Raw genomic sequence first — 15,118 nt, 5'->3', positions numbered from 1 at the left:
GGCAAACGCCGACGCTGACGAGACAGCACCTGCTGGATCAAAACCGCAATCAGGCGCAATAGCGCGCCATAAAGCGCAATGAAAGCCCGGTGAAGCGTTACCTGCGACACCGCGTGTGCGCGGATGTTCCATCCCGCGCGAAAACATGCTATTCGAGCCTTACGGCGCTTCGCTTCAAACGACGGGCAAACAGACGCCGCCCGTCGCCGAACGATGGGTCGCTCAGATCTGGACCATCTCGAAGTCTTCCTTGCGCGCGCCACACTCGGGGCAGGTCCAGTTGATAGGGACATCTTCCCAGCGCGTGCCCGGCGCGATTCCTTCCTCTGGCAGACCGGCTTCTTCGTCGTAGATCCAGCCGCAGATCAGGCACATCCAGCTCTTATATTCCATTCTTGAGTCGCGTCGAAAAGTCCGTGGAAACGGGAGCCATGATGGTACCGTGTTGGCGCCCCCATGCCTAGCGGATGCGGGGCCCGAGCGGCTCGGCGCGGCCTGTGGCCGCTTTATCGATGATGGGACGGGCCGACTGATGCGAAAAAATGCCGGATGCCGATATAAAGCCGCATAATTGAGCCGTCTGCGGGCCCCATTGGCGCCTCGCGCGTCACGACCCACGAACGTCCCGCTTATCGACTCATCTAAGATTTCATGGCCAGCGACACCCCTCCCATCGTTCTCACCTTCGGCCTCTCCGATCCGACGGGCGGCGCCGGGCTGCAAGCCGACCTGATGACGCTTGCCAGCATGGGCTGCCACGGCGTGTCCGTGCTGACCGGCTACACGGTGCGCGACTCGGCGAACTGCGACGAAGTGACCGGGCTCGACCCGGAAGTCGTCGCGACCCAGGCGCGGATGCTGCTGGAAGACATGCCCATCGCCGCGTTCAAGGTCGGTGCGGCGACGCGCGCGGAAGTGGTCAGCGCAATCGCCGAAGTGGTCGCCGATTACGACGACATCCCGCTGATCCTCGCCCCCGACTTCACGCTCGACGACGAACACGTGCTCGCCGCCGACGAACTGCGTGAGGCGATCGCCGATCTGCTCGCGCCACAGACGACGCTGCTCGTCGCCGACACCGCCGCACTGCTCGCGCTCGCGCAACCGGACGGCGACGCCGAAGCGCCGGCGCTCGATGCCGCGATCTCGCATCTGCTGTCGCAGGGGTGCGAATACATTCTGTCGACGGAAACGGGCACGCACCGGCTCGTCAACACGCTATTCAGCGACGACGGCCAGATACGGCAGGACATGTGGGATCGCGCCCAGCAGCGCGTCATGGGCATCACCGATACGCTCGGCGCAGCAATCGCCGCGCTGCTGGCGAACGGTCAGGAGCCCGCTGAAGCCGTGCGCGAAGCACAGGAGTATCTGTTCCAAGCGACGCAGGCCGCGTTTCGTCCGGGCATGGGCGCTTACCTGCCGGACCGCTTCTTCTGGGCACGCAGCAGCGATGAAGACGTGCCGCTTGCCGGAGGCAAGGAACCGCCGCCCGGCGAGGCGCGGCACTGACCTGTCAGGGTTAGGCCTTCTGCTCGCACAGTGCACAGGGCGATTCACAGCACCCTACCAGCCCAACGGTCAAGGACGAATTGGCAAACCGGCTATTACTTCGGTAATCAAATGTTACAGTAGCGTTAAATCTGATGGATTAGAGTTGACGAACTGTAAGCCGAATTCTCCCGCTGCTAATGTTCGCTTGCCCCACCACGGTGCGACTCGCACCCAAGCGCCCGTTCGAGCAGTGCAACGGCAAGCCTGCCTATCTGTTCGGTCGAAAAAGGAAAATAGCTAATTGGAAAATGTTTGTCCTGGCGACGCCCGCATCGTTGAACCGAGGCCGTCTCAGACCTTTGACCGCGGAACGGGCGATCGCAACGCTCGCGGGAACAGCGCGGTACCTGCAGAACGCATTCAACGTTTTGTGCAACGTTTCAATGGAACGATAACGGAACTCGACCGTGCCCTGAAGTTCGGGCACAAGCCCGTCACCGTCTGGCTGACTGGCCTGTCGGGCGCCGGCAAATCGACCATCGCGTTTCATCTGGAACGCGAGCTCATGTCGATGGGTCATGCATGCTACGTGCTCGACGGCGACAATGTTCGTCACGGTCTGACGAGCGATCTTGGCTTTTCGAAGGAAGACCGCCGGGAAAATATCCGCCGGGTTGCGCATGTCGCGCAACTGATGAACGACGCTGGCCTGATCGTGATTGCCGCGCTGATTTCCCCGATGCGCGACGACAGAGCGATGGCCCGCGACATCATCGGACGCGAGCGGTTTGTCGAAACTTATTTGTCCGCTTCGGCAAACGATTGCGCCAAGCGCGATCCGAAAGGTCTCTACGCGAAAGCGCACGCGGGAACCCTGGGCTCGTTCACCGGCGTGTCGGCACCCTACGAATCGCCTGAGAATCCCGATCTTCTCATCGATACAGCCGTGCAGACCGAAATGGCCAGTGTGTCGCATGTGCTTGATCACCTGTGCGCGCACTTCCTGTTGGCTCGCTGAAGCAATCGACATCGCGGCATCGGACGGCCAAAACACGGATTGCCTCCCGGAAGCGCAAACAGAAAACCCGCATCGCTGCGGGTTTTCTGTTTTTGGGAAGCACGCCTTGCGGCGCACTTCCCGCATATATTTCCGTTGCCGGAAATTACATGTCCATGCCCATGCCGCCCATGCCGCCGGGCATGCCGCCAGGCATCGGTGCATCTTCCTTCGGCAGTTCGCAGACAGCTGCGTCCGTCGTCAGCAGCAGGCCAGCGACGGAAGCTGCGTTTTGCAGCGCCGTGCGCGTCACCTTCGTCGGATCGACGACACCCGCTTCGACCAGATCGCCGTACTCGCCCGTTGCTGCGTTGTAGCCGTAGTTGCCCTTGCCGCCGGCAACTGCCGCCACCACGACGCTGGCTTCTTCGCCGCCGTTCGTGACGATCTGGCGCAGCGGCTCTTCCATCGCGCGCAGCACGATCTTGATGCCTGCGTCCTGGTCGGCGTTGTCGCCCTTCACGCCGCTGATTGCGCTGCGAGCGCGGATCAGCGCGACGCCGCCACCCGCCACGATGCCTTCTTCCACAGCTGCGCGCGTTGCGTGCAGTGCGTCTTCGACACGTGCCTTCTTTTCCTTCATTTCGACTTCGGTCGCGGCACCAACCTTGATCACTGCAACGCCGCCAGCCAGCTTCGCCACGCGCTCTTGCAGCTTTTCACGGTCGTAGTCCGACGTGGCTTCTTCGATCTGCGTGCGCACTTGCTTCACGCGCGCTTCGATGCTCGCTGCTTCGCCAGCGCCGTCGATGATCGTCGTGTTTTCCTTGCCCACTTCGATGCGCTTCGCCTGGCCCAGCTCCTGCAGCGTTGCCTTTTCCAGCGACAGGCCGGTTTCTTCAGCGATGACCTGACCACCCGTCAGGATCGCGATATCTTCCAGCATTGCCTTGCGACGGTCGCCGAAGCCGGGAGCCTTCACAGCGACGGTCTTCAGGATGCCGCGGATGTTGTTGACAACCAGCGTCGCGAGCGCTTCGCCTTCGACGTCTTCAGCGATGATCAGCAGCGGACGGCCAGCCTTCGCGACCTGCTCCAGAACCGGCAGCAGATCACGGATGTTCGACACCTTCTTGTCGTGCAGCAGCACGAACGGGTTTTCCAGAACGGCGACTTGCTTGTCCGGGTTGTTGATGAAGTACGGCGACAGGTAGCCGCGGTCGAACTGCATGCCTTCGACGACGTCCAGCTCGTCTTGCAGCGACTTACCGTCTTCGACGGTGATGACGCCTTCCTTGCCGACCTTATCCATTGCTTCAGCGATGCGATCGCCGATCGACGTGTCGCTGTTCGCCGAAATCGCGCCGACTTGCGCGATTTCCTTGTTCGTCGTGCAAGGCTTGCTGATCTTGCGCAGCTCTTCGATTGCTGCAGCGACAGCCTTGTCGATGCCGCGCTTCAGGTCCATCGGGTTCATGCCCGATGCGACGTACTTCATGCCTTCGCGAACGATCGACTGGGCCAGAACGGTTGCCGTCGTCGTGCCGTCACCGGCATTGTCGCTGGTCTTGGAAGCCACTTCCTTGACCATTTGCGCGCCCATGTTCTGAAGCTTGTCCTTCAGTTCGATTTCCTTCGCGACCGACACGCCGTCCTTCGTGACCGTCGGGCCGCCGAAGCTGCGCTCGAGAACAACGTTACGGCCCTTCGGGCCCAGCGTGACCTTCACTGCGTTGGCAAGAATGTTCACGCCTTCAACCATCTTGGCACGGGCGGAATCGCCGAATACGACGTCTTTAGCTGCCATCTTCTAACTCCTTGAATTCTTGAGAATGAACCGGAACAAGTGCTTACTTGTTGACAACGGCCATGATGTCTTCTTCGCGCATCACCAGCAGTTCGCTGCCCTCGACCTTGACGGTCTGGCCTGCGTACTTGCCGAACAGGACGCGGTCGCCGACCTTCACGTCAAGCGCGATCGGGTTACCCTTGTCGTCGCGCTTGCCCGGGCCGATGGCCAGCACTTCACCTTGATCCGGCTTCTCTGCTGCTGCGTCGGGGATCACGATGCCCGATGCGGTCTTGGTTTCCTGATCCAGACGCTTGACGATCACGCGATCATGCAAAGGACGAAGGTTCATGGATATATCCTCTCTTGATTGGGACTGAAGTACGCTGAGGAAAAAGCCAACTGGCTGAGCCAGCCGGCGAAGTTGTTAGCACTCTCGTGCAGTGAGTGCTAATTATATGGACGGGGAATTACATTTTCAAGAAGGGGCGTCGAATCAGTTTTCGAGGTGTCGAGGTTCATGTAACGCTGATCTTTTTTCACTCAGGTTTGAACTTCGAGTGTGCCGTTCAAGGCCAAAATGTTTCGCAGATACAATAACTTGCGATCACGAACCGTCGTCGTGTGACGCAGCAGGCGTAACGTCCGGCCCGTCGCATTTCAAGCGCGATGACGCAGCCCGCACAGCATCAGTAAAAACCCTTGCTCCTCTGTCCCGCAAGAGGCTTAGCCAACACGGAGCTCCGCCGTGAGCAGCAGATCATCGGACATGGCATGCACCAGTGTGAAAATCCCGACACCTGCTGACGAGTGCGGTCCAATACGGCACGGAGGCCCGTCAGCGTGGACGCATAGGACCAGGTGGTGTGCTTACGCTCGACGTCTCAAGCCCGGGCGCGCTGATTCCGGCCGCGGAGTTACCCACGCTGTTTGAACCGCTGAGCCGGGCTGCCGTCCGCGCACGATGGCTCAACGGGCGGCATGAGCCTCGGTCTCTATGCATGGCCTCGACCTCTATGTCTGCCGATGCATCGCGCGGCGCACCGGGCCGCTCTTCCAGTCGAGTCGTCGGGACACGCCATTCACGCATATGATTTCGGCACGGTGCCTGTCGCGTTCGAGACCCGGCGATCCGACTTACAACGCAGGACGACGATGCAGATTTACATCTTTTCCTTCAAACCTGAACGGATCAGCCACCAGTTAACGGGATAGCTGGTTACGAATCCTGCAAGCATGGCGAGTTGCATGGCGAACCAGAACTCCGGGCTCGCAACCTTCGCAATTCCCCCGTAAGCCGGCTTGAACCACAGGAACTGGATGATGGCCATAAGTCCATACATGCCGACCTGCCACGCAGTAATTGACGCGATATCCGCCTTGGCGGCCGCGACCACACCTGCGCCTATAGACAGCCCGCGCATTGGTTTGATCGTGAAGTACTGAAACACGATGCCGAGCAGGAAGGCGACGATAAAGTCGGGGATCCAGACAGCAAACGTCTTTTCGGCGAACGCAGTGTGCCACCCGAACCAGACTGCCAAAGGGGGAAATGCGAAAGCGGTCCATTCGACGATGATGTCGCCGAGCGCACAGCCGGCGCCGCAGTGACTCGTTCCTTTCATCACCATCGCGGAGAACGGCTGCGCGTCGGTCTCCCTTCCGGCACCAGCAACATTTCGTCCCCACGCGTAATAGGCGGCAATCCATAGGACGCTGCCGAATAACGCCGTTAGCGGCCAGACGACATTCATGATCCACATCTTCTGTGGATGTCGAACTTCGTCAACCACGATAGCGACGGCACAAATGGCGCCCAAAATGATCCAGATGGCCGAAAGCGCGTTCAGCCAAGGCGGGAAGGAGGTTCCGTAAGTCATAGCTGTTCGCGCTGGCGGGCTCAAATGCGAAGCCGACAGCAAGGCGCGTTCCGTCCTGTGACGGGTGTTCGCCGTCTCCTGGTCGTTAATCTGATGGGCCGAATGTCGCGTCATGGGCCGGCAAGCGTCCCCTCCCCGGTCATGAAGGAATCAGACTTCGGTTTGCTCAGCAACCTCAAGCGCGTCGTCCGCCTCAATCCCGAGGTATTGCACTGGACCTTTCGAGCTTGATATGGCCTGGCAGCAACTGAACCGCGCACAGATTCTTGGTGCTTCGATAAATCAGCGAAGCCTTCGCGCGGCGCATCGTGCGAGTGCCGTACGCCGCGTCATCGAGTCCGATCGATGCGACCCGACGGTGAACGATGCGGGCGTACTGGCGTGTCGACACATGCGGTGAGGCATGAAGCCGGCTCGGAAAGAGAAAGTCCACGGGCTTCAGTGCTCGCTCAGAAAATCAGGCTGTGACACTCTGCCAAGTTTGCTCCATGATTTCACACTGCATTAGTCGTTGACTTTTCTGCTGCATGAACGTGGGCGCTAGATTAAGACACACCAGATCGCTAAAAGTAGCGCTCAGCAGTGAATGTTAGCTATTTTTTGCCCCAGTTGTTCCACGCCATCCTCAGGAGGGTTGCATTGGCCGCGCGTCGGTCAAACCGTTCGGAATCGAAGTCGTCGCCAGCCCATGTCCCGTACTCCTCGGCCTGGTCGCTCCCCGGATGCTGGCTCAGAACACGCAACATCTCGTCATATCCGTGCGTACCGCCAACATCCTCCGGCGGACATGCTCGTTGTCCAGCGAGAATCCATGCTTCGCTGTGAGGTTCCCGGTCGGTCCGCGCGACTTCTTCGACGTGGACGTCGTGATGCCAATCATCACCGAAGTCATATCGATAGAGGAAACGATGTCCTTGATAGATGAGTCCGTGTAGTCGTGCCTTGCGGTCATCCAGCAGTTCAGGATCTTCAGCGAACAAATCGAGCATGTTGTCGTTGTCGCCCATTGCGTAAGTACGTTCGTCTATCTCGAAGTCGTGCAGATGGGAGTCGGTCCACCCGAAGGCCGCTTGCAGGATGTGATGCAGCTTGCGCAAGGTGATGTTGCCGTCGACCCGGATTCGTCGCCATACGGGAGGTTCGATATCACGGATCTGCGCATGAAGCGTGTAGATGGTGTAGGACTTGGCAATGGATTTGAGCGGAGCATTGCATTTGACCCAGAGGACTCGCATTATCGCCCGTCCTGCGGGTCCAGTGACATGCAAACGTACAAGTCGCGATCGGATTGTCGACCGCCGAAGTTTGCGCGAAGGCGCCGGAGCTGCGCACTGGACGGGACCTGTTACGCATTGGATCAAATGGGTTTTCACTGCCGCAGTTGGGTTGGGTGTTTCGCGAAGTTGAACGGCAGGAGATCGGTGATGTCCGTCGGGCGGTCGTTGCTGTCATTCGGTGAGCACATGCACGAGGTATGCGTAGGTTTCGACATTGCAGGCCCGACAAATGAGCATCGGGCTGTGGACCATCGCGCTCGCTTTTGCGCCGGCAACTGTATCGCTGGACAGCCGTGAGGACGAATGGCCAGATGTCGCGCTCGATGACGTTATGCCGACCGGCGCACGCCCATCGCTCACATACCGGCTACGATAGTTCCACTGGTTGGGTGTGTATGAGATCGCCTTGTTCAGCAAGCTTCCTGGCAGGACCGGCGGCTCCTGTTCATCCAGCCACTTCCTGAATGCTTCGAGCAGTGGCGCGCTATGCTGCTGGCGCAGCCGGTACAGTCAACGCGCGTCTCCCCTTCGGGCAGATCGGCTTTGGCCAGCGCCTCGACCTGATACAGCGCCTTGAAGTATTCCAGTGTCTGCGCGGCACCGCCGCCAGATTTCTTCATGCCGTGAGCGCATCGACGAAAGTATGACGGGCGTGCGCCTTGTGCCGAGTTCGGCATAAGGCGCATGCCTGACCTTACTTCATCACACGCCCCGCGTTAAGAATCCCCGTCGGGTCCAACAGCGCCTTGAGTTTCTTCATCAATTCGATTTCTGGCTCTGAGCGGCTGTAGTGCAGGAACGGCCCCTTGATCACCCCGATGCCATGTTCGGCGGAAATGCAGCCTTCCGCTTTACTCACGGCCGCATAGATCAGCTCTTCGACTTGCAGCAGGTCGGTAGCGTCCGCATACGGACCCGAAAGCAGGTGCAGATTCCCATCGCCGAGATGGCCGAAGAACAGATGCGTTTGCTGCGGGAATCGTTCGCTTAAGGAAGCTCGCGCATCCTCCACCAAGCGCTCCATCCTGTCCATCGGTATGCCGATGTCGAACGCCGCATGAGGCTTGAGCTTCGACAGCAATTCGCCGACGGTCTCGCGGTATGCCCACAACTGCTTTGCGTGGTCGATGGTTTGCGCAATGATCACGTCCTGAACGATGCCCTCTTCAAGCATCCGTTCGAGCGACTGTTCGAGCGCGCGCCTGTCGTCGTCATCCGATTCGCCCAGCGTTTCGACCAGCGCGTACGCGGGATACGCGTCACCGAACGGCGCCTTCAAATGGGCAATATCCATCGCCGCGCTCATGAAGTCTTGCCACATCAGCTCAAACGAAGAGAGACTTGCGAGCCGCGCGCGCAGATACTTGAGAAGCCGCGCCGCGTCATCGAACGATGCGACCGCGCACAACGCCGTGTTGGCCGTCGACGGCTTCGGCTCCAGTTTGAGCACGATGCGAGTGATTACGCCCAGCATGCCTTCGGAGCCGATAAAAAGCTGCTTGAGATCGACACCTGTCGTGTTCTTCGTGACCCGGTTCATCATCGACAGCATCGTGCCATCGGGCAGCGCGACTTCGAGTCCGAGAATCAGCTCGCGCATCGTGCCGAACCGGATCACGCGATTGCCGCCCGCATTCGTCGCCGCGTTACCGCCGATCTGGCACGTGCCGCGCGCACCAAGATCGAGCGGAAAGAACCAGCCTTCCGCTTTGACGAACGTTTGCAACTGTTCCAGCGGCACCCCGGCCTGCACCGTCAGCGTTCCGCCGATCCTGTCGAACGATTCGATCGCATTGACGCGCGCAAGCGACAGCGCGACCTCGCCCGCTTGCGGCGTCGCACCGCCCGTCAGCCCAGTCAATCCGCCCTGTACGACGACAGCTTGTCGATGCTTCGCCAGCACGCGCAATGCGCGCGCAACATCTTCAGGCGTGCGCGGCAGCAAGGTCATGCGCGGCCGCATGCGAGGTGCGTCGCTCCAGTCGCCGGCGTGCGCTTCGGCAACGGCGGCATCGAGCGACACGCAATCCGCGCCGAGTGCTTCGACGAGTGCGAGGTGCAGCGCGTCCGTATCCTGTGCATGCATGTTTCTGGTCTCCCGCTCAGGTCGTCGCGCGTTCAATCTGTCCGCCGAAGCGGCCGATGAAAGCACCTGCAATCAACGCGATCAGCGCGACGCCCGTCAGAAAGATGCCAGGCGCTGTCAATGCGCCCGTGTGATGAAGCAGTTGCGTGACGACTAGCGGCGTAATGCCTGTAAAAATCACGGTCGCGAGGTTGAGCGACAGCGCGATGCCGCTGAAACGCACGTTGGTCGGGAAGAGGTCGGCGAGCAGATACGCGTACGCGCCGTTTACAGAGCCGCCCACCATGCCGATGATCACGAACGCAAACAGCGGATCGATCTCATGCGCGGCCACGAGCCGGTAAAACGGATAGCTGCCGAGCAGCATCACGAGCGACCCGATGCGATGCCAATGCCGCGACGGCACCGAATCGCCGAGCCACGCGAAGAAGAGAAGCGACGCAGACATAGTCGCGATACCGAGATTCTGCCCGCCGCTGACAGCGGTTGGCGCATAGTGCAGGACGGTCGTCAGGTACGAAGGCAGCACCACAAAAAGCAGACTGTTCGAGGCATTCACGATCCCGGCCACGCCTACTCCGATCGCGACTTGCTTCGGGTAATCGGTCAGCACTTTCCTGAACGGACGCTTGACCTTGTGGCTCTTGAGCCGCTGATACTCGCCCGATTCTTCGAGGGACGTGCGCAGCCAGTACGAGATGAGTCCGATCACGCCGCCGAAGATGAACGCAATGCGCCAGCCGTACGCGAGCACATCGGCGGCATCGAGCGTCGAGTGCAGCGCGAGACTGATTAGCGTCGCAGTCAGCACGCCGGAATTCAGGCAGAAGATCACAAGTCCGCTGACGAGGCTCGCACGCCCCGGAATCTCCTCGACGACGTACGTAATCGAGCAAGGCAATTCGCCTGCGAGGAAAAAGCCTTGTGCGAGACGCAGCAGCACGAGCAACACAGGCGCCATCACACCGATCGACGCATAGCCCGGAATCAGTCCGATACCGATCGTCGCCGCCGACATTGCCAGCACGGACACGAGAAAAATCACGCGCCGCCCGAAGCGGTCGCCGAGACTGCTTAACACGATGCCGCCCAACGGACGCGACACATAGCCGATCGCGAACACGCCGAACGTGCTGATCAGCGACGCGAGTGGATCGGCGGCGGGAAAAAACTGCCGCGCAATCTCACGCGCAAACACACCGTAGATGATGAAGTCGTAGATCTCCAGCGAGCCGCCGAGGCTCGCAAGTATCACCGTCTTCCACTTTCGCCTGATCGCTGGCTGGCGGGGCACCGCCGCAATGTCTGCTGAGGTCATCGAGTTGTCTCCGTCATCGTATTTATCTGTGGATCTACGACACGCACTATTCGACCGGTACGGGCGTCGCAGCGGGCGTCCCCGTTTTCAGCGCCGCGTCGCGGCCACCGAATGCTTCCACCAATCTGACCTGATCGGCTTTTGCGGCGGCATCGGCGGCTTCGGGATCGAGCAGCGCGCGAAGCTGTGTTTCGAAATGCGCCAGCACGCCGGCGTATTCGGGCAACGGCGCAAGATCGTGCAGCTCTTCAGGGTCGTTCTTTAAATCGAACAGTTCCGGCCGCATGCCAAGGTAATGGTGATACTTGTAGCGGCTGTCCGCGAGCATGTAGGCGGCGCTCTCCGAGCCGACGGCATGATATTCGCTGAACGCGAGCCGATCAGGTACGTCTTCCGCGCATGCCAGTTCAACCAGCGACTCGCCCGGACCGTCGATCAGCGCCGCATCGCAGCGCGTGCATTCGAGTAGCGTATTCTGGATATCGACCAGCGACACTGGCGTCTCGCTCACCTTCCCCGCCGGAACACCCGGGCCGGCGACGATCATCGGCACACCTGTCGATTCACGGTACATCAGGCATTTGTTCCACATGCCACGCTTGCCGAGATTGTCGCCGTGGTCGCTGCTGTAGATGATCGTCGTCGATTCGTCGAGCCCATTCTCGCGCAGTGCAGTGAGCACCTTGCCGACCTGCGCGTCGAGAAACGACACGAGCGCGTAATAGCACGCGACGGCGAGACGCCGGCGCTCATCGCTGCCGATCGCGGCGTCGTGATCCATATGCCGCGCCTGACGCTCGACCCACGGATGCCGCACGTAACCTGTCGACGGATGCAGCGCCGGCAGGTCGATCTCGCCCGGATCGTACAGATCGAGGAACTCTTGCGGCACGACGAGCGGAAAATGCGGCGCGACGAGGCCGACGAACAGCACCCACGGCTTCGTGTCGTCGGCGTGCTCGCCAAGCCAGTCGCACGCCGTATCGGCGACACGCATGTCGAAACGGTTGTAGTCGGACGTGCCCGGGCCGATCTTGTCGTAGAGCGGCGAGCGGCCCATTGTCTCGGGCATCGGATTGCGCACCGAGCCCCACACCTGGCCGATGCCATCGAGAATATGCACCGCGTGGTGCTGCTTCCGGAAGCCGACGGGCGACGCCTCGGCCTTGTAGTGCAACTTGCCGATCGATTCCGTCAGCACACCGCTCGCCGACAGATGCTGCGCCCAGCCCGGCGAACTGCCGTCGTATGCGATTGCATTGTCCCAACAGCGGATGTCGTGAACATAGCGCCCCGTCGCGAGGCTCGCGCGCGCCGGCACGCAAATCGGCGACGGCGTGTAGGCGTTGCTGAAGCGCGTGCCGCGCTGCGCGAGCGCATCGAGCGCGGGCGTCTTGATGAGCGGGTGTCCGGCGCATCCCATCAGGTTGTGCTGATGTTCGTCGGACAGGATGAAAAGAACGTTTGTGGGTTTCATCGTGCTGTCTAAGCGGCTTGTGCTCTGCATTGCTGCGTCTCCTTCGGCCCATAGTGGTCCAAAGGCGTATGACGGGCAATTGACATTTTTTGTAAAGCGAATAACTATTGGTTATTCGCTTTCCGACAGTCCATCTTCTATGGATCCGATCGAGCGCTTTTTTCAGGCCGGGCTGAAACTCAGTCACCTGCGCCTGCTCACAATGTTCGACAGCCTCGGGCAAATCCGGCTCGTCGCCGAAAAGCTCAACGTGACGCAGCCTGCTGTATCGAAACAGCTTGCGGAACTGGAAGCGGGCCTGGGCGTGCCCGTGCTGACGCGTGTCGGCAACCGGCTGTTCTTTACGCCCGTCGGCGAGACGCTGATGAAGCGCGCTCGCGAGGTGTTTCATCAGCTCGAACAGGCGCGCTTCGAGGTAGACGCGTTGACCAGCGGCATCTCGGGCAAGATTTCGGTGGGCGCGGTCGCGACGGTGATGCCCGTTTTCGCACCGGAGCTCGTGATCGAACTGAAAAAGCGCGCGCCGCATGTGAACGTGAGCTTTTACGAGGCCACCAGCAACCGCCTGTTTCCGTTGCTCGCCGCGGGCGCGCTCGATTTCGTCCTTAGCCGCACGGGGCCGCCGCGCGCCGAAGCGGCGGCATTTGCTTCGCATGCTGTTCTGAATGATCCGATCGTCGTGGTCTGCGGGCGCGAGCATCCGCTCGCGGCGCGCCGCACGATCGGCGCGTCTGACCTCGCGGGGCTGCCGTGGATCCTGCCGCCGCGCGAAGCGCCGACCTTTCTCGCGCTGCAAGTGTGGATGCACGAACGCGAACTTGAGTTTCCTGATGGCTGCGTGCAATCCATTTCATTGCAAGCGAACGAAGCGATGATCGCCGCGTATCCGTTTCTTGCCCTGATGCCGCTTGCAGTCGCGCGGCGAGGCGTCAATCGCGAGAAACTGGTGATCCTTCCTTTAGACGGGACTCGCTTTCTGGAGACGGTGCAGCTGTTCTATAACCATACGTCGGCGAATCCTGTCTTGCCCGTTGCGCTAACTTGTATTGAGGTAGCTGAAAAGCGGATCTCAACATTGCTGCTAGCGTAAGGCTGGCGGCCCCCAATAGAATCGATCAACCCCGTTGTCATCCTCGATCATCGCAGCGTAGTCCTGAAACGATCACACCTTGAGCGCGTCCATGCGCTGCTCGATACGTCAAGCCGTGGTGTTATCGAACGCCAACGGGCGATCATCAATTGATTACTCGGACAAGCATAATCGCGCACATAGGCCGGAGCATCGCTGTAGCGCGGGTCCGTCATTCCGCCACCCCCGCCAGTTGCTCAATGTCGTCCTCAATACGGCTACGCGCCTCTGCTGCCACATCGTCTGCGTTTGCCCGAAGCGGGAGGAAATACCGGGCCGTTCCCTTTGAATGCGCCCTCGTAGTGAAGTTGACCCGCAAAAACGGACACCTATCCTTTTACAGGAGGTGCCGAAATGGGCAAGACTCGCACACCGTACCCGGCGGAATTCCGGGCGCAGATGGTGGAACTGGTCAAGGCCGGGCGTACACCGCAGGAACTCGCGCGCGAGTTCGAACCGACGGCGCAGACCATCACCAACTGGGTTGCGCAAGCCGATCGTGATGCGGGGGTGCGTCATGACGGGCTGACCACGGCCGAGCGGCAGGAACTTACGCGGCTGCGCCGTGAGAATCGCCAGTTAAAAATGGAGCGCGACATCCTCTCTCACGCGGCGGCCTGGTTCGCGCGGGAGACGGGAACCGTGCCACCGAAGGGTACGGATTCATGAAAGCGAACCGGGCCCGCTGGCCCATAGCCACGATGGCGCGGCTGCTCGGGGTCTCGACGAGCGGCTATTACGCGTGGCTGATACGCGAGCCATCGCAGCATGCTGGCAGTGATGCACAACTGCTGGCACGCATCCGTACGCTGCATGCGAGTTCGCGCGGCACGTATGGCGCGCCACGCATCCATGCGCAACTGGCGCGCGAAGGCATGCACGTTGGGCGCAAGCGGATAGCGCGTCTGATGCGCATGGCCGGCCTGTGTGGCGCCAGCCGCCGGCGTTGGCCACGTACCACACGGCCGCGTGCGGGGGCACGACGTGCACCCGATCTGGTACGCCGGCACTTTAGCGCCGACGCGCCGAACGTGCTGTGGGTGGCAGATGCCACCTACATTCCAACCGGCGAGGGGTTTCTGTATCTCGCTGTGGTGCTCGATGTGTTTAGCCGGCGCATTGTGGGCTGGGCGATGTCGAACCATCTGTACACGGAACTGATGCTGCGTGCGCTCGACATGGCACTGCTGCAGCGACACCACGAGGGTGTGATTCTGCATTCGGACCAAGGCTGCCAGTACACGTCCATTGCCTTCGGCCGACGTTGTCGCGAGGCCGGCGTGCAACCGTCAATGGGGACGGCCGGCGACGCCTATGACAACGCGATGTGTGAGTCGTTCTTCGGCACACTTGAAGCAGAGTTGCTGTCGTGCGAGCACTTCGCAACTCATGAACAGGCGCGTCGAAGTGTGTTCTCATTCCTGGAAGGCTGGTACAACGTACGCCGCCTGCACAGCAGCATCGGTTATTGCTCGCCGCTCGAATTTGAAAACCTGCATGCGCCACATCAACCGACATCGCATCGCGGGTTGCCCACCGCCGGGCAGCGTCATGGGCGAGAGAGGCGCCCCGCTGCCCGTCCGTGGACAACCCGCTGCTCAACGCCCAATGGAGGCTAAATCACATTCAATCTCTGACTGCAGATCTGTCCGCTGAACCGGGTCAACCTCA

At 60.6% G+C, this 15,118-nt stretch carries 11 protein-coding genes and 3 pseudogenes; 4 read left to right on the top strand and 10 right to left on the bottom strand.

Annotated features, from left to right (window positions below; genetic code table 11):
* Positions 1–222: 222 nt before the first annotated feature.
* Entirely contained in the window at positions 223–393 is a 171-nt protein-coding gene (locus BMW76_RS29160; protein ID WP_004186709.1) for a rubredoxin, read from the bottom strand.
* A gap of 258 nt (positions 394–651) precedes the next feature.
* Between BMW76_RS29160 and BMW76_RS29155 the strand changes: the two genes are divergently transcribed.
* Together BMW76_RS29155 and cysC are read left to right on the top strand one after the other, a co-directional pair.
* Positions 652–1,512, top strand: a complete 861-nt coding sequence (locus BMW76_RS29155; RefSeq protein WP_090871567.1) for a hydroxymethylpyrimidine/phosphomethylpyrimidine kinase — start codon at positions 652–654, stop codon at positions 1,510–1,512.
* A 412-nt stretch (positions 1,513–1,924) separates the two neighbouring features.
* A complete protein-coding gene (gene cysC, locus BMW76_RS29150; protein WP_407669036.1) occupies positions 1,925–2,512 on the top strand; it encodes an adenylyl-sulfate kinase in 588 nt (195 codons plus the stop codon).
* A gap of 145 nt (positions 2,513–2,657) precedes the next feature.
* Here the strand turns inward: cysC and groL are convergent, their stop codons facing one another.
* The 9 genes and pseudogenes from groL to BMW76_RS29105 form a co-directional block, all read right to left on the bottom strand.
* Positions 2,658–4,298, bottom strand: coding sequence for a chaperonin GroEL (gene groL / locus BMW76_RS29145; protein ID WP_090871565.1), 1,641 nt, complete (start codon positions 4,296–4,298; stop codon positions 2,658–2,660).
* Positions 4,299–4,341: 43 nt separating this feature from the next.
* Positions 4,342–4,632 (bottom strand): co-chaperone GroES, encoded by a 291-nt coding sequence (gene groES / locus BMW76_RS29140; protein WP_090871563.1) that lies wholly within the window; start codon positions 4,630–4,632, stop codon positions 4,342–4,344.
* A gap of 811 nt (positions 4,633–5,443) precedes the next feature.
* Entirely contained in the window at positions 5,444–6,160 is a 717-nt protein-coding gene (locus tag BMW76_RS29135; RefSeq protein ID WP_090871561.1) for a DUF4396 domain-containing protein, read from the bottom strand.
* 150 nt (positions 6,161–6,310) lie between these two features.
* Positions 6,311–6,695 (bottom strand): annotated as a pseudogene (locus BMW76_RS42050) (integrase); the annotation flags it as partial.
* A 58-nt stretch (positions 6,696–6,753) separates the two neighbouring features.
* Positions 6,754–7,395 (bottom strand): plasmid pRiA4b ORF-3 family protein, encoded by a 642-nt coding sequence (locus BMW76_RS29125; protein ID WP_245763420.1) that lies wholly within the window; start codon positions 7,393–7,395, stop codon positions 6,754–6,756.
* Between the two features lie 216 nt (positions 7,396–7,611).
* Positions 7,612–8,033: pseudogene (locus tag BMW76_RS29120) on the bottom strand (IS66 family transposase); the annotation flags it as partial.
* Between the two features lie 98 nt (positions 8,034–8,131).
* Positions 8,132–9,523 (bottom strand): FAD-binding oxidoreductase, encoded by a 1,392-nt coding sequence (locus BMW76_RS29115; protein ID WP_090871559.1) that lies wholly within the window; start codon positions 9,521–9,523, stop codon positions 8,132–8,134.
* Between the two features lie 16 nt (positions 9,524–9,539).
* Positions 9,540–10,841: an MFS transporter gene (locus BMW76_RS29110; RefSeq protein WP_090871557.1), complete on the bottom strand. Its 1,302-nt coding sequence runs from the start codon at positions 10,839–10,841 to the stop codon at positions 9,540–9,542.
* Between the two features lie 46 nt (positions 10,842–10,887).
* Positions 10,888–12,318, bottom strand: coding sequence for a sulfatase-like hydrolase/transferase (locus BMW76_RS29105; protein ID WP_090871692.1), 1,431 nt, complete (start codon positions 12,316–12,318; stop codon positions 10,888–10,890).
* Positions 12,319–12,457: 139 nt separating this feature from the next.
* On the opposite strand from BMW76_RS29105, the gene BMW76_RS29100 reads away from it, so the two are divergent.
* Positions 12,458–13,408 carry a LysR family transcriptional regulator gene (locus BMW76_RS29100; RefSeq protein WP_090871555.1) on the top strand — a complete coding sequence of 317 codons (951 nt, stop codon included), beginning with the start codon at positions 12,458–12,460 and terminating at the stop codon, positions 13,406–13,408.
* Positions 13,409–13,801: 393 nt separating this feature from the next.
* Positions 13,802–14,946: pseudogene (locus BMW76_RS29095) on the top strand (IS3 family transposase); the annotation flags it as partial.
* Between the last annotated feature and the right edge of the window lie 172 nt (positions 14,947–15,118).

The organism is Paraburkholderia diazotrophica (assembly GCF_900108945.1).
GTDB classification, from domain to species: Bacteria; Pseudomonadota; Gammaproteobacteria; order Burkholderiales; family Burkholderiaceae; genus Paraburkholderia; species Paraburkholderia diazotrophica.
Note: the sequence above shows the minus strand (reverse complement) of the source record. Positions and strands in the feature narration are given on the sequence as shown.

What these genes read in the sequence shown, in the direction of transcription:
- BMW76_RS29155 (WP_090871567.1), top strand. Translation starts at nt 652, where the DNA reads ATGGCCAGCGACACCCCTCCCATCGTTCTCACCTTCGGCCTCTCCGAT.
- BMW76_RS29100 (WP_090871555.1), top strand. Translation starts at nt 12,458, where the DNA reads ATGGATCCGATCGAGCGCTTTTTTCAGGCCGGGCTGAAACTCAGTCAC.
- groES (WP_090871563.1), bottom strand. Translation starts at nt 4,632, where the DNA reads ATGAACCTTCGTCCTTTGCATGATCGCGTGATCGTCAAGCGTCTGGAT.
- BMW76_RS29135 (WP_090871561.1), bottom strand. Translation starts at nt 6,160, where the DNA reads ATGACTTACGGAACCTCCTTCCCGCCTTGGCTGAACGCGCTTTCGGCC.
- BMW76_RS29125 (WP_245763420.1), bottom strand. Translation starts at nt 7,395, where the DNA reads ATGCGAGTCCTCTGGGTCAAATGCAATGCTCCGCTCAAATCCATTGCC.
- BMW76_RS29110 (WP_090871557.1), bottom strand. Translation starts at nt 10,841, where the DNA reads ATGACCTCAGCAGACATTGCGGCGGTGCCCCGCCAGCCAGCGATCAGG.
- groL (WP_090871565.1), bottom strand. Translation starts at nt 4,298, where the DNA reads ATGGCAGCTAAAGACGTCGTATTCGGCGATTCCGCCCGTGCCAAGATG.
- BMW76_RS29105 (WP_090871692.1), bottom strand. Translation starts at nt 12,318, where the DNA reads ATGAAACCCACAAACGTTCTTTTCATCCTGTCCGACGAACATCAGCAC.
- BMW76_RS29160 (WP_004186709.1), bottom strand. Translation starts at nt 393, where the DNA reads ATGGAATATAAGAGCTGGATGTGCCTGATCTGCGGCTGGATCTACGAC.
- BMW76_RS29115 (WP_090871559.1), bottom strand. Translation starts at nt 9,523, where the DNA reads ATGCATGCACAGGATACGGACGCGCTGCACCTCGCACTCGTCGAAGCA.